Below are 13,075 nucleotides of genomic sequence, written 5' to 3'. Positions count from 1 at the left end.
CTCGCCCTGGGTGCCTGCCCGGGCGGGGAGAGCCGCGCCGGGCAGGACCGGGCCGATGCCGGGGTCGGGGTGGGGCGACCGCCGGCATCGGCTGCTGGGTGGGTTCTGGCTACGCATCACCGCGCGTTCCGGCGGCCCGCCGGCGGCGGGCCAGGAACACCGCGCCGCCGCCCGCGGCGAGCAGCACCGCGCCGCCCGCCACCAGGTACGGGGTGGCCGAGCTGCCGCCGGTCTCGGCGAGGTGCTCCGGCTTGGGCTCGGGCTTCGTCTGGTTGACGACCTCCGGCTCCTCCTCCTTGGCCGGGGCGCCGGGCGCCTCACAGGTCGCGTGCGCCAGGGTCACCTGGCCCTCGACCTCGGAGACGTTGAGCTTGAGCGGGTTCACCGAGACCTTCAGCGAGAGCGCGGTGGCCGCGGCGGTGCGCGCGGTGGTGGAGGTGCGCGACAGGTCCAGGGTCACCCGGCCCAGCGAGGGCACGTCGACCTTGGCGGAGCCGCCCGCGGTCAGGGTGACCTTCTGGCCGAGCACTCTGACGCTGCCGAGCAGGTTGGAGTGGGCGGTCGGCTTCTTACCGGCCGCGCACACGGCCTTGGAGGTGACCTGCTCCACGGTGATGAGCGGCACCCCCAGCAGCCCCGGCACGTTCACCTTGGCGTTGACGAGGTTGGAGTAGCCCTCGGAGCGGGACTTGTCCGCGGCGGCGCGGGCCGTGGCCACGTCGGCGCGCAGCACGCTGAAGGGGCGGTCGCCGTTGACGCCCGCCACGGTCGCGGAGAGCGCGGTCTTGCTGGCGGTCTGCGGCGCCTTCACCTCGTTCAGCGAGGTCACCAGCGGTGCGGTGACGGTCTTGTTGAGGAGCGAGACGCTCAGGTCGGTACGGAGCACGCCAGCGCTCGCGGTGCCGGTGGTGTGGCCGGTCCTGGCCTGCGCCGTGGCCGCGGGCAGGACGCCCAGGACGGAGACGGCGGTGGCGGCGGAGACGGCCGCCAGACGGCGAGCGGGCATGCGGAAGCGGGTATTGCGTGAAAAGGACACGTGAGTTGACCCCCACAGGAGACATGGAGCCGCCGGCGCCTGCCGCGGGGGACTCCACGGGCGCCGACGGCCTCGACCACGCCATAGTTGCGCACCGAGGGTAAACAGGCAGACACATGAAGTCCGTTCATCCCAAAGGGTGTTGTTCGCCGAAGCGTTCGACCTCGGGGGACTCCCCAGCCCCGCTCAGAACACCCGGCCCCGCAGCACCACCCACCGCGGCGCCGTCAGCACCCGTACGTCGGCCCGCGGATCGGCCTCGTACACCACGAGGTCGGCGGGGGCGCCCTCGGTGATCCCCGGCCGCCCGAGCCAGGCCCTGGCTCCCCAGGTGGCGGCCGACAGCGCGTCCCGCACCGGGATGCCCGCCTTGACCAGCTCGGCGACCTCCTGGCCGACCAGCCCGTGGGCGAGCGAACCACCCGCGTCGGTGCCGGTGTAGACGGGGATGCCCGCGTCCCAGGCGGCGCGCACCGTGTCGTAGCGCCGCGCGTGCAGCCGCCGCATGTGGTCGGCCCAGCGCGGGAACTTGGCCTCGCCGCCCTCCGCGAGCCGCGGGAAGGTGGCGATGTTGACGAGGGTCGGCACGATGGCGACGCCCCGCTCGGCGAACAGCGGGATGGTGTCCTCGGTCAGCCCGGTCGCGTGCTCGATGCAGTCGATCCCGGCCTCGACCAGCGGGGCCAGGGTCTCCTCGGCGAAGCAGTGGGCGGTGACCCGCGCCCCGAGCCGGTGCGCCTCGGCGATGGCCGCCTCGACCGCGCCGCGCGGCCAGCAGGCGGAGAGGTCGCCGGTGTCACGGTCGATCCAGTCGCCGACGAGCTTGACCCAGCCGTCGCCGCGGCGCGCCTCGGCCGCGACGTAGGCGACCAGGTCCTCCGGCTCGATCTCGTGCGCGTAGTTGCGGATGTAGCGCTTGGTGCGGGCGATGTGGCGGCCCGCCCGGATGATGCGGGGCAGGTCCTCGCGGTCGTCGACCCAGCGGGTGTCGGACGGCGATCCGGCGTCGCGCAGCAGCAGCGCCCCGGCATCGCGTTCGGTGAGCGCCTGCTTCTCGCTCGTGGCGGCGTCCACCGCGCCGTGGGCGTCCAGGCCGACGTGGCAGTGGGCGTCGACCAGCCCCGGCAGGACCCAGCCGTCCAGCCGCCGGACGTCCCGGGTCCCGGCCCCGATCCCGGTCGGCCGGTCGAAGGTGATCTTGCCGTCGATCACCCACAGCTCGTCCCTGACGCCACCGGCGTCCCCGTCCTCCGGGCCGACCAGGATCCGCCCCTTGATGTGCAGCACCGCGCTCTCCCTCATGTCACGCACTGTACGAGACGGCGGCGCGGCGCTGACCGGCCAATTCCCGGCAAGCGGAAGGACTCCACTCGTACAACACGGGGAGCGCTGCTACGCTCACGCAACCCACCGGACGAAGGACAGCAGGGACAGTGAGGAGGCCCGCGTGAGCGCTCCTACCGATGGCCCGGCCACCCCGGCCGACTTACAGGCGGAGTTCCGGGAGTTCTTCGAGCGGCACCACGCCGAACTGGCCCGCCTCGCCCATCTGCTGCTGGGGAGCGCCGACGGGGCGGACGACCTGGCGGCCGACGCGCTGGTCGCGGTCTGGCACCGGTGGGACCGGGTGCGGGTCGCCGAGCATCCGGCCGCGTACGCCCGGGGCGTGGTGGCCAACCTGGCCCGGTCCCGCATCCGCAGCCTGGTGCGCGAGCGGCGGCGGGTGGCGCTGTTCTCGTCGGAGCGCTCGGACCGGGTGGACGATCCCGATGTGTCCGCAATGGTGGATGTGCAGGCCGCCCTGGTGAGGCTGCCGTTCCGGAAGCGGGCGTGCGTGGTGCTGCGGCACGCGTTCGACCTCTCCGAGCGGGACACGGCCCGTACGCTCGGGATCTCGGTCGGGACGGTCAAGAGCCAGACCTCGCGCGGCATCGCCGAGCTGGAGCGGCTGCTCGGCCCGCCGGACGACGATACCGAGCGGCCCTCGGCGGGGACGCAGGAGCGGGCCCAGCCGGCGCCCTCGTCCTCGGCGCAGGAGACGGTACGGGGGCTCCGCCCCGGCCGCGTGGGTCACGCCGGGCACCCAGGAGGGAACGGTTGATGATCGACCATCGCGACGACCGGCGGCGCGATGTCGCCGCCGAACTGCGCGAGGCCGCCGAGGCGCACCAGCCGGACCGGGCCCGGATGCTGGCCAGGGTCACCGCGGGCATGGCGGCGGAGGAGCGACGGCAGGTGCGCCGCGTCCCCGCGCGGCAGTGGACCCGGGTGGTGGGCCCGGCCGCGGGGCTGGCCGCGGCGGTCGCGGCCGCGGGGATCGCGGTGGTGACGACCGACACGGCCGACGGGCCGCAGACCGTACGGACGTCGAGCGAACCGGCCGCGCCGCCCGCGGGCGAGGGCGGCGACAGGACGGGACGGCCGGGCGGCGGCACGGGGGACGGGGCTGGTCGGCACACGCCGAGCGCCTTTCCCACCACGGTCGGTCCAAACCATCTCGCCGATCCGGCGGTGCGCTCACGCGGGGCGATCAACTCCAATTCCAACCCGTACTGGGCGCAGAGTGACATCACGCTCACCACGAGCAAGCCCCTGACGTCGCTGACGGTGGAGTTGCGGGTCGCCGAGAACGGCGGGGTGCGCACCACCGGCTCGTGGAGCACCCTGCCCGCGGGCGACCTGGCCGTCTCGGTGCGCTCCGAGGGCGGGGTGCTGGTCTACCGCTGGACGCTCCGCGAGGGGGTCACGGTGCCGCCGGGACGCCATGTCTTCGCGGGGCAGTACAACCACGCCGAGGGCAGCCGGGACGCCGGACGGGACCGCTACTCCGCCTCGGGGAACGGCCCCTCGGGGGCCTTCGCCGTACGCGGTGACTTTCGGCGGTGAGTTCCGTAAGTTCCGTACGAGAAGCGATACACCGGGCCCGGTGGAATGAATTCCGGAAGACCAGAAGATAAATTCGGGGCGTTTTCCAGATACATCTTCCCATCTCGTCTTCCCGCTCTTCCGACCTCTAAACGCACTTCTTTTAGTGGCCCAGGACACGGTAATTCGAGGTCACCACCGCCCCGTTACGCACATGTGACACACTCCACACTCTGACCGTTTCACCCCGGTAACTCCCCCACAAACCAGTGCTTTTCAGCGATCCGCCGCGCGTACGCGCGCCCTCGCGTGTTACCACACCGACCCCCCTCTACGTAACCCCTCTCCTCGATGCATTTTTAGATCCTGCTGGGTAAATTGAATTCGCATGACCGCCGCACAAGCAGACCGAGTAGGCGCCCGTAGCGAATTTGATTTGCCGGAGGGGCTGTCCCTCGACACACCACGCGTCGAGGACGGAGCCGCGATCTGGCGAATCGCCCGCGACTCCAAGACCCTGGACCTCAACTCCTCCTACAGCTACCTCCTGTGGTGCCGCGACTTCGCGGCCACCTCCGTGGTGGCGCGCGACGCCGAAGGCGGACCGGTTGGCTTCATCACCGGCTACGTCCGCCCCGAGCGGCCCGAGACCCTGGTGGTCTGGCAGGTCGCCGTCGATCAGGCATGGCGCGGTCGCGGACTGGCCGCGACGCTGCTCGACGGGCTGACCACCCGTGTGGCGGCGTTGGGCGTCCGGGACATCGAGACCACGATCACTCCGGACAACACCGCGTCGAACCGGCTGTTCACGTCCTACGCCGAGCGGCACGGGGCGCCCGTCGAGCGCGAGGTGCTCTTCGACGGCGGCCTGTTCCCCGACGGAGGACATGAGCCCGAGGTGCTCTACCGCATCGGTCCGCTCGCGGACCTGGGCTGAGCCCCGGACCCCGACCGATCCCGAGGTCACTCCCGATTTCTGCCCCCGATTCCCCGTACCGCCTTCCCCCCGTACAGACCGAGGGCGCACGCCCTCACCCCTCACCCCTCGCACTCATCTCCCAGGAGAATGCTGTGACCATCACCCCGCCCGCCCTGAGCGTCTTCGAGGCCCTGGAGTCGGAGGTGCGCAGCTACTGCCGCGGTTGGCCTGCCGTCTTCGACCGCGCGCAGGGCAGCCACATGTACGACGAGGACGGCCACACCTATCTCGACTTCTTCGCCGGTGCCGGGTCGCTCAACTACGGCCACAACAACCCGGTCCTGAAACGCGCGCTGATCGACTACATCGAGCGTGACGGCGTCACGCACGGTCTCGACATGTCCACCACGGCCAAGCGCGCGTTCCTGGAGTCGTTCCAGAACAACATCCTGCGCCCGCGTGACCTGCCCTACAAGGTCATGTTCCCGGGCCCGACGGGCACCAACGCGGTCGAGGCCGCGCTGAAGCTGGCCCGTAAGGTCAAGGGGCGCGAGTCGATCGTCTCGTTCACCAACGCCTTCCACGGCATGTCGCTGGGCTCGCTCGCCGTGACCGGCAACGCCTTCAAGCGGGCCGGTGCCGGTATCCCGCTGGTCCACGGCACCCCGATGCCGTTCGACAACTACTTCGACGGCGCGGTCGAGGACTTCCTGTGGTTCGAGCGGCTGCTCGAGGACCAGGGTTCCGGCCTGAACAAGCCCGCCGCCGTGATCGTCGAGACCGTCCAGGGCGAGGGCGGCATCAACGTCGCCCGCGCCGAGTGGCTGCGCGCCCTGTCCGAGCTCTGCGAGCGCCAGGACATGCTGCTGATCGTCGACGACATCCAGATGGGCTGCGGCCGCACCGGTGCCTTCTTCTCCTTCGAGGAGGCGGGCATCACCCCGGACATCGTCACGGTCTCCAAGTCGATCAGCGGTTACGGCCTGCCGCTCGCGCTCACCCTCTTCAAGCCGGAGCTGGACATCTGGGAGCCTGGTGAGCACAACGGCACGTTCCGTGGCAACAACCCCGCGTTCGTGACCGCCGCCGCGACCCTGGACACCTACTGGGCCGACGGCCAGATGGAGAAGCAGACCCTGGCCCGCGGCGAGCAGGTCGAGCAGGGGCTGCGCGCCATCTGCGAGGAGGGGACCGGCATCTCCTTCCGCGGCCGCGGCCTGGTGTGGGGCATGGAGTTCGAGGACAAGCCGCGCGCCTCGGCCGTCTGCAAGCGCGCCTTCGAGCTCGGCCTGCTGGTCGAGACCTCCGGCCCGGAGAGCGAGGTCGTCAAGCTGCTGCCGGCGCTGACGATGACGCCCGACGAGCTGGACGAGGGTCTGCGGATCCTCGCCCGGGCGGTCCGCGAAACCGCCTGAACACCCGCAGTAACGTAACTCGAGAAAGGTAGCGACTCACCGTGATCGTCCGATCCTTCAAGGACATCGAGGGAACCGATAGGCATGTAAAGGCCAAGTCGGGTACGTGGGAGAGCAAGCGCATCGTGCTCGCGCGGGAGAAGGTCGGCTTCTCGCTCCACGAGACCACGCTCTACGCGGGCACCGAGACGTCCATGTGGTACGCCAACCACATCGAAGCGGTCCTCTGCGTCGAGGGCGAAGCCGAGCTCACCAACGACGAGAACGGTGAGAAGCACATCATCACGCCCGGCACGATGTATCTGCTGGACGGCCACGAGAAGCACACCATGCGGATCAAAAAAGACTTCCGGTGCGTTTGCGTCTTCAACCCGCCGATCACTGGACGGGAGGACCATGATGAGAATGGGGTTTACCCCCTGATCACCGAGACCGAGGAGGCATGATCCGATGACCACGGTCACTGACCTGTACCCGACCCGCGGTCCCCTCGAGGTGGCCACGCCCCGCGTGGACCCCGTCGTGTGGTCCGAGCCCGGTGCCGAGGGCCCGATGCAGCCGTCCGAGCTGAGCGATTTCGATCGCGATGGCTTCCTGGCGATCGACCAGCTCATCACTCCGGACGAGGTCACGGCCTACCGCGCCGAGCTGGACCGGCTGATGGCCGATCCGGACGTGCGCGCCGACGAGCGCTCGGTCATCGAGCCGAAGTCGCAGGCCGTACGGTCGGTGTTCGAGGTGCACCGGATCAGCGAGGTCTTCGCGAACCTGGTGCGCGACCCGCGAGTCGTGGGTCGCGCACGGCAGATCCTCGGTTCGGACGTCTACGTCCACCAGAGCCGGATCAACGTCAAGCCGGGTTTCGGGGCCTCGGGCTTCTACTGGCACTCGGACTTCGAGACCTGGCACGCCGAGGACGGGCTGCCGAACATGCGGACCGTGTCGGTCTCGATCGCCCTCACCGAGAACTACGACACCAACGGCGGCCTCATGATCATGCCGGGGTCGCACCGTACGTTCCTCGGCTGCTCGGGCGAGACGCCGAAGGACAACTACAAGAAGTCGCTCCAGATGCAGGACGCGGGCACCCCGTCCGACGAGGCACTGTCCGGCTTCGCCGACAAGCACGGCATCAAGCTGTTCACCGGCAAGGCCGGTTCGGCGACCTGGTTCGACTGCAACTGCATGCACGGCTCGGGCGACAACATCACGCCCTACTCGCGCAGCAACGTCTTCATCGTGTTCAACAGCGTGGAGAACACGGCGGTGGAGCCGTTCGCGGCGCCCGTGCGGCGGCCGGAGTTCATCGGGGCCCGGGACTTCACCCCGGTGCGGTGAGCCACTGGTCCCCGTGACCGTGGATGGCCAGGGGGAGGGCGGTACGACGCCCTCCCCCTGGCCACCTGCGTTTCCGCCCTACGCCAGGGCCTCCAGCAGCCGGTCCACGTCGGCGGCCGTGTTGTAGAGGTGGAACGCGGCGCGCAGATTCCCGGCCCGCGCCGAGACGTGGACGTCCGCCTTCGCCAGCCGGGGCGCGGCCTCGCCGAGCCCGGGTACGGAGACGATCGCCGAGCCGGGGGCGGGACGGCAGGAGTGCCCCAGGGCGGTGATCCCGGCGCGGTAGCGGTCGGCGAGCGCCAGGTCGTGGGAGCGGACGGCCTCGGTGCCCAGCTCGTGGAGCAGGGCGAGCGAGTGCCGGGCCCCGACGTACGAGAACAGGCTCGGGCTCTCGTCGTAGCGCCGCGCCGAACGGGCCAGCTCGGCGATCGGCCCGTAGCAGCTGTCCCACGGCTGCTCCCCCGCGACCCAGCCCGCGAAGACCGGGGTCAGGCCGCCCAGGTCCTCGGGCACGGTGAGGAAGGCGGTGCCGCGCGGGCACATCAGCCACTTGAAGCCGATGGCCACGGTGAAGTCGGCCGCCCCGGCGCTCACCGGCAGCCAGCCGACGGCCTGGCTGAGGTCCACCAGGGTGCGCGCCCCGTGCGCCCGGGCGGCGTCCCGGATGGCGTCGAGGTCGGCGATCCGGCCGTCCGCCGACTGGACGGCGCTCACCGCGACCAGCGCGGTGTCCGGCCGTACCGCGTCCGCCAGCTCCTCCAGCGGCGCGCTGCGCAGCGTGAGGTCGCGGCGTACGGCGAAGGGGTTGACCAGCGAGCTGAAGTCGCCCTCGGTGGTGAGGACTTCCGCGCCGGACGGCAGCGAGGTGGCGATCAGGCCCGCGTAGACGGCGACCGAGGCGCCCGCCGCGACCCGCCGTGCGGGGACGCCGACCAGCCGGGCGTAGGCGGCCCGGGTCTCCTCGACCGCCTCGAAGGCCACATCGGCGTAGGGGCCGCCGGCGGCCGCGTCGTCGAGGGCGGCCTTCACGGCGGCCACGGAGCGTGCGGGGATCAGACCGCCGGAGGCGGTGTTGAGATACGTCGTCTGTGGCGCGAACTCGGCGCCCGCCAGGCTCTCCATGTCCATCCACTATGGGACGGGCCCACCCCGGCGTCCATCGCATATCTGTGGAAGGTGCCCGTCAGCGTTGCTAATTCGCCCCGCTGACCTGCAACGATTCCCACGCCTGGGTGAGCGCTTGGGTGAAGACCTCGGCCGGCTGACCGCCGGAGACCCCGAAGCGGCGATCGAGGACGAAGAAGGGGACGGCGTTCGCGCCGAGCTCCGCGGCCTCGCGTTCGTCGGCCCGTACGGCGTCGGCGTAACGGCTCTCGTCGGCGAGCACCGCACGCGCCTCCTCGGGGTCGAGCCCGGCGTCGGCGGCCAGGGCGGCCAGCGTGGCGGGGTCGAAGACGGAACGCTCCTCGGCGAAGTGCGCCGTGAGGAGCAGGTCGAGCAGGCGGCCCTGGCAGCCGCGGTCCTTGGCGAGGTGCAGCAGCCGGTGGAGGTCGAAGGTGTTGCCGTTGTCGCGGCCGGGGTGCCAGCCGAGCCCGGCGTCGGCGGCGGCCTCGGCCACCCGGGCCTCCATGGCCTCGGCCTGCTCGCGCGACACGCCGTACTTGGACGCGAGCATGTCGAGGACGGGGCCGGTCTCGCCGCGGGGGCTGTCCGGGGCCAGCTCGAACGAGCGGTGCACCACCTCGACCTCGTCCCGGTGGGCGAAGGCGGCGAGGCCCTGTTCGAAGCGGGCCTTGCCGATGTAACACCACGGGCAGGCTATGTCGGACCAGATTTCTACGCGCATGGAGGGTGAACCGCCGGAGCGCCGGATTCCTTCCCGCACCCGGCCCCGGAAAGCGCGACGGCCGCCGGGTACGCGGGCCAGTCCGCGCGCCCGACGGCCGTGCCGTCACCAGAGGGTCAGCCCTGCTGTTCCCGGATGCCGTTCACCCGGCGGGGCAGCCCGAGCGGGTTGTCGTCGCGCAGCTCCGGCGGGAGCAGCGCGGCCGGGGTGTCCTGGTAGCTGACCGGCCGCAGCCAGCGCTCGATGGCGGTGCCGCCGACCGAGGTGGAGGTGGAGGTGGTCGCCGGGTACGGGCCGCCGTGGTGCTGGGCGGGGGCGACGGCAACGCCGGTCGGCCAGCCGTTGACCAGGACCCGGCCCGCGAGCGGGGTCAGCTCGGCGATCAGCTCACCGGCCCGGCCCTCGGTGCCCTCGGCCTCGGCGGCGGAGATCTGGACGGTGGCGGTCAGGTTGCCCTGGAGGCGCCCGAGGACGGCGGAGATCTCGGCGTCGCTCTCGTAGCGGGCGACGACGGTCACCGGGCCGAAGCACTCCTCCAGCAGCACGTCGTGCGCGCCCTCCTCGGCGAGGCGGGCGGCCGGGACGGTGAGGAAGCCGGGGCTGACGCTGTGCTCGCCGCCGGAGCCCGGGGTCACCGGGGCCTCGACGTCGGCCAGCTCGGCCCGCTCCTTGACCCCGGCCACGAAGTTGTCCCGCATGCGGTGGTCGAGCAGCACCCCGGCATCGGTATTGCTGACGGCCTCGGTGAGCGACTTGACCAGCGCGTCACCGGCCGCGCCCGCGGGCGCCAGCACGAAGCCGGGCTTGGTGCAGAACTGGCCCACGCCCAGCGTCATCGAGCCGCCGAGGCCGGAGCCGATCTGCTCGCCGCGCTCGGCGGCGGCCGCCTCGGTGACCACGACCGGGTTGAGGCTGCCCAGTTCGCCGTGGAAGGGGATCGGCACCGGGCGGGCGGCCGCGGCGTCGTACAGCGCGCGGCCGCCGCGGATCGAACCGGTGAAGCCCGCGGCGGCGGTCAGCGGGTGCTTGATGAGTTCGATCCCCGCGTCGAAGCCGTGCACCACGGAGATCACGTCGGCGGGCAGTCCGACCTGCTCGGCGGCCCGGCGCAGCGCGGAGGCGGCCACCTCGGAGGTCGCGGGGTGGTCGGGGTGCGCCTTGACGACGACCGGGCAGCCCGCCGCGAGGGCGCTGGCGGTGTCGCCGCCGGGGACGGAGAAGGCCAGCGGGAAGTTGCTGGCGGCGTAGACGGCGACGACGCCGAGCGGCAGCTTGTAGCGCCGCAGGTCGGGCCACGGCGGGGTCTGGGTGGCGTCGGCGTGGTCGACGTGGACGTCGAGGAAGGCGCCCTCGTCCACGACCTTCGCGAAGGAGCGGAGCTGGTAGCTGGTACGGGCCAGCTCGCCGGTGAGCCGGGCCGGGCCGAGCGCGGTCTCGGCGTCGGCGGCCTCGACCAGCGTGTCACGGGCCTCGTCGAGCAGATCGGCGGCGGTGCGCAGGAAGGCGGCGCGCACCGTACGGTCGGCGAGGGCGCCGCGTGCGGCGTCGGCCGCCCGCACGACCTTGTCGACCTCCTCCGCCGTGGCTTCGACCGCTACCTGCTCGCGCTGCTTCCCGGTTCGGGGGTCGACGCTCCACACTGGTGCTGACACCGCGGATTCCTCCTGCTGTGTTCCCGCTGCTTGCGTCTCGCACATCGACGGGTGTTCGATATGCTGAACGCTGTCCCGGTTGATGAATTCCATCGGGACTCTATGGCTGGTCGAACAGAGGGGTCAAGGCGATGACAGCTGCCGAGACGGGCGGGGCCCAGGTCAAGTCGGCGGTCCGCACGGTCGAACTGCTGGAGTTCTTCGCCGGACGGCCCGGAATGCACAGCCTGGCCTCCGTGCAGGAGGCCGTGGGCTACCCCAAGTCGAGTTTGTACATGTTGCTGCGCACGCTCGTCGAGCTGGGCTGGGTGGAGACGGACGCGACCGGCACCCGGTACGGCATCGGGGTGCGGGCGCTGCTCGTCGGCACCTCGTACATCGACGGCGACGAGGTCGTGGCCGCGGCCCGGCCCACCCTGGACCGGCTCTCGGACGACACCACCGAGACCATCCACCTCGCCCGGCTCGACGGCACCAACGTGGTCTACCTCGCCACCCGCCAGTCGCAGCACTATCTGCGCCCCTTCACCCGCGTCGGCCGCCGCCTTCCGGCCCACTCCACCTCCCTGGGCAAGGCGCTGCTGGCCACGTACACCGACGAGCAGGTGCGCAAGCTGCTCCCGGAGACGCTGAGCCCGCTCACCGAGCACACGATCACCGACCGCGAGAAGCTGATCGAGGAGCTGCACCTCATCCGCGAGCAGGGGTACGCGGTGGACCGCGAGGAGAACACGCTGGGCCTGCGCTGCTTCGGCATCGCCATCCCCTACCGCACCCCGTCCCGGGACGCCATCAGCTGCTCGGTGCCGGTGGCCCGGCTGACCACGGCCCATGAGCAGATGATCAAGGACGCGCTGTTCGACGCCCGCGACCGCCTCACCCTCGCCACCCGCCGCCTCTGACGCGCCGCGGGCCTCTGAGGGGCTGACATCGAGCGTGCGGAGTGGTCTCCTGTGACCGGCCGAAGCCAAGGCCGAAGCCTTAAGGGCCGGGAGAGGAGACCGCCGTGGAGTACGCGCGACTGGGCATGTCGGGGATCAAGGTGTCGCGGATCTGTCTGGGGATGATGAGCTTCGGCGACCCCTCGTTCCGGGCCTGGCAGCTGGACATCGACGCGTCCCGGCCGATCGTGCGGCGGGCGGTGGAGAGCGGGGTCACGTTCTTCGACACCGCCGACATGTACGCGGTCGGCCGGAGCGAGGAGATCACCGGCGAGCTGCTGGCCGAGTGCTTTCCGCACCGCGACGACTATGTGCTGGCCACCAAGGTCTACAACCCGATGGGCCCGGGCCCCAACGACCGGGGCCTGTCCCGCAAGCACATCATGGCCGGGATCGACGCCTCGCTGCGGCGTCTTCGCACCGATCATGTCGACCTGTACCAGATCCACCGCTACGACGACGAGACGCCCATCGAGGAGACGATGGAGGCGCTGCACGATGTGGTGCGCGCCGGGAAGGCCCGTTACATCGGCGCGTCCTCGATGTACGCGTGGCAGTTCGCGAAGGCCCAGCACACGGCCGACACGCACGGCTGGACGCGGTTCGTCTCCATGCAGAACCACTACAACCTGCTCTACCGGGAGGAGGAGCGGGAGATGAACCCGCTCTGCCTCGACCAGGGCGTCGGCGTCATCCCGTGGAGCCCGCTGGCCCGCGGTCTGCTGGCCGGGACCCGCGACCGCGACCGCACCGGCACCACGACCCGCGCCGCCAACGACCCGCTGGTCGAGCGGTGGTACGCGGACGCCGAGTTCGACATCGTCGACGCGGTGCGCGAGGTCGCCGGGGAGCGCGGCGTCTCCCCCGCCCAGGTCGCCCTGGCCTGGCTGCTCGGCCGCCCCGCCGTGACCGCGCCGATCGTCGGCGCCACGAAGCTGTCCCATCTGGAGGACGCGGTGGCGGCGGTGGACCTGACGCTCACGGAGGACGAGATCGCGCGGCTGGAGGCCCCGTACCGCCCGCGCGCCATCATGGGCCACTCCTGACCGCTCACGGCCCGGTG

13 protein-coding genes are annotated in these 13,075 nt (G+C 71.5%); 8 read left to right on the top strand and 5 right to left on the bottom strand.

The annotated features are described in order from the left end of the window. Positions 1–109: 109 nt before the first annotated feature. Together ACH4TL_RS30975 and ACH4TL_RS30970 are read right to left on the bottom strand one after the other, a co-directional pair. Entirely contained in the window at positions 110–1,006 is an 897-nt protein-coding gene (locus ACH4TL_RS30975) for an SCO1860 family LAETG-anchored protein (protein WP_398323203.1), read from the bottom strand. 216 nt (positions 1,007–1,222) lie between these two features. Continuing rightward, complete coding sequence (locus ACH4TL_RS30970) at positions 1,223–2,338, bottom strand: amidohydrolase family protein (protein ID WP_398323201.1); 1,116 nt, start codon at positions 2,336–2,338, stop codon at positions 1,223–1,225. Positions 2,339–2,483: 145 nt separating this feature from the next. On the opposite strand from ACH4TL_RS30970, the gene ACH4TL_RS30965 reads away from it, so the two are divergent. The 6 genes from ACH4TL_RS30965 (at position 2,484) to thpD (ending at position 7,573) form a co-directional block, all read left to right on the top strand. Continuing rightward, complete coding sequence (locus ACH4TL_RS30965; protein ID WP_398323198.1) at positions 2,484–3,137, top strand: SigE family RNA polymerase sigma factor; 654 nt, start codon at positions 2,484–2,486, stop codon at positions 3,135–3,137. Next, entirely contained in the window at positions 3,137–3,922 is a 786-nt protein-coding gene (locus tag ACH4TL_RS30960; protein ID WP_398323196.1) for a hypothetical protein, read from the top strand. Before ACH4TL_RS30965 ends, ACH4TL_RS30960 begins: the two co-directional genes overlap by 1 nt. A 367-nt stretch (positions 3,923–4,289) precedes the next feature. Continuing rightward, the gene (ectA, locus tag ACH4TL_RS30955; protein WP_398323194.1) at positions 4,290–4,838 is read left to right on the top strand and encodes a diaminobutyrate acetyltransferase; all 549 of its coding nucleotides are present in this window, start codon (positions 4,290–4,292) and stop codon (positions 4,836–4,838) included. A gap of 134 nt (positions 4,839–4,972) precedes the next feature. After that, the gene (gene ectB / locus ACH4TL_RS30950) at positions 4,973–6,235 is read left to right on the top strand and encodes a diaminobutyrate--2-oxoglutarate transaminase (protein WP_398323192.1); all 1,263 of its coding nucleotides are present in this window, start codon (positions 4,973–4,975) and stop codon (positions 6,233–6,235) included. Between the two features lie 41 nt (positions 6,236–6,276). Further along, positions 6,277–6,681 carry an ectoine synthase gene (locus ACH4TL_RS30945; RefSeq protein ID WP_398323189.1) on the top strand — a complete coding sequence of 135 codons (405 nt, stop codon included), beginning with the start codon at positions 6,277–6,279 and terminating at the stop codon, positions 6,679–6,681. A 4-nt stretch (positions 6,682–6,685) separates the two neighbouring features. Next, positions 6,686–7,573, top strand: coding sequence for an ectoine hydroxylase (gene thpD / locus ACH4TL_RS30940; protein ID WP_398323187.1), 888 nt, complete (start codon positions 6,686–6,688; stop codon positions 7,571–7,573). Positions 7,574–7,651: 78 nt separating this feature from the next. Here thpD and ACH4TL_RS30935 read toward each other — a convergent pair whose 3' ends face one another. The 3 genes from ACH4TL_RS30935 to ACH4TL_RS30925 all read right to left on the bottom strand — a co-directional run bounded on the left by ACH4TL_RS30935 (position 7,652) and on the right by ACH4TL_RS30925 (position 11,116). Further along, entirely contained in the window at positions 7,652–8,695 is a 1,044-nt protein-coding gene (locus ACH4TL_RS30935; RefSeq protein ID WP_398323185.1) for an aminotransferase class V-fold PLP-dependent enzyme, read from the bottom strand. 70 nt (positions 8,696–8,765) lie between these two features. Next, complete coding sequence (locus ACH4TL_RS30930; RefSeq protein WP_398323183.1) at positions 8,766–9,419, bottom strand: DsbA family oxidoreductase; 654 nt, start codon at positions 9,417–9,419, stop codon at positions 8,766–8,768. Between the two features lie 116 nt (positions 9,420–9,535). After that, entirely contained in the window at positions 9,536–11,116 is a 1,581-nt protein-coding gene (locus ACH4TL_RS30925) for an aldehyde dehydrogenase (NADP(+)) (RefSeq protein ID WP_398323371.1), read from the bottom strand. Positions 11,117–11,202: 86 nt separating this feature from the next. On the opposite strand from ACH4TL_RS30925, the gene ACH4TL_RS30920 reads away from it, so the two are divergent. After that, positions 11,203–11,973: an IclR family transcriptional regulator gene (locus ACH4TL_RS30920; protein WP_398323181.1), complete on the top strand. Its 771-nt coding sequence runs from the start codon at positions 11,203–11,205 to the stop codon at positions 11,971–11,973. Positions 11,974–12,077: 104 nt separating this feature from the next. After that, positions 12,078–13,058 carry an aldo/keto reductase gene (locus tag ACH4TL_RS30915; protein ID WP_398323179.1) on the top strand — a complete coding sequence of 327 codons (981 nt, stop codon included), beginning with the start codon at positions 12,078–12,080 and terminating at the stop codon, positions 13,056–13,058. Positions 13,059–13,075 lie beyond the last annotated feature (17 nt).

It is taken from the genome of Streptomyces sp. NPDC021115, from assembly GCF_044333065.1.
GTDB lineage: Bacteria > Actinomycetota > Actinomycetes > Streptomycetales > Streptomycetaceae > Streptomyces.
Note: the sequence above shows the minus strand (reverse complement) of the source record. Positions and strands in the feature narration are given on the sequence as shown.

Coding starts and splice junctions, on each gene's coding strand:
- ACH4TL_RS30970 (WP_398323201.1), bottom strand. CDS start 2,338: ATGAGGGAGAGCGCGGTGCTGCACATCAAGGGGCGGATCCTGGTCGGC.
- ACH4TL_RS30920 (WP_398323181.1), top strand. CDS start 11,203: ATGACAGCTGCCGAGACGGGCGGGGCCCAGGTCAAGTCGGCGGTCCGC.
- ACH4TL_RS30960 (WP_398323196.1), top strand. CDS start 3,137: ATGATCGACCATCGCGACGACCGGCGGCGCGATGTCGCCGCCGAACTG.
- ACH4TL_RS30930 (WP_398323183.1), bottom strand. CDS start 9,419: ATGCGCGTAGAAATCTGGTCCGACATAGCCTGCCCGTGGTGTTACATC.
- ACH4TL_RS30975 (WP_398323203.1), bottom strand. CDS start 1,006: ATGCCCGCTCGCCGTCTGGCGGCCGTCTCCGCCGCCACCGCCGTCTCC.
- ACH4TL_RS30925 (WP_398323371.1), bottom strand. CDS start 11,116: ATGTGCGAGACGCAAGCAGCGGGAACACAGCAGGAGGAATCCGCGGTG.
- ACH4TL_RS30935 (WP_398323185.1), bottom strand. CDS start 8,695: ATGGAGAGCCTGGCGGGCGCCGAGTTCGCGCCACAGACGACGTATCTC.
- ectA (WP_398323194.1), top strand. CDS start 4,290: ATGACCGCCGCACAAGCAGACCGAGTAGGCGCCCGTAGCGAATTTGAT.
- thpD (WP_398323187.1), top strand. CDS start 6,686: ATGACCACGGTCACTGACCTGTACCCGACCCGCGGTCCCCTCGAGGTG.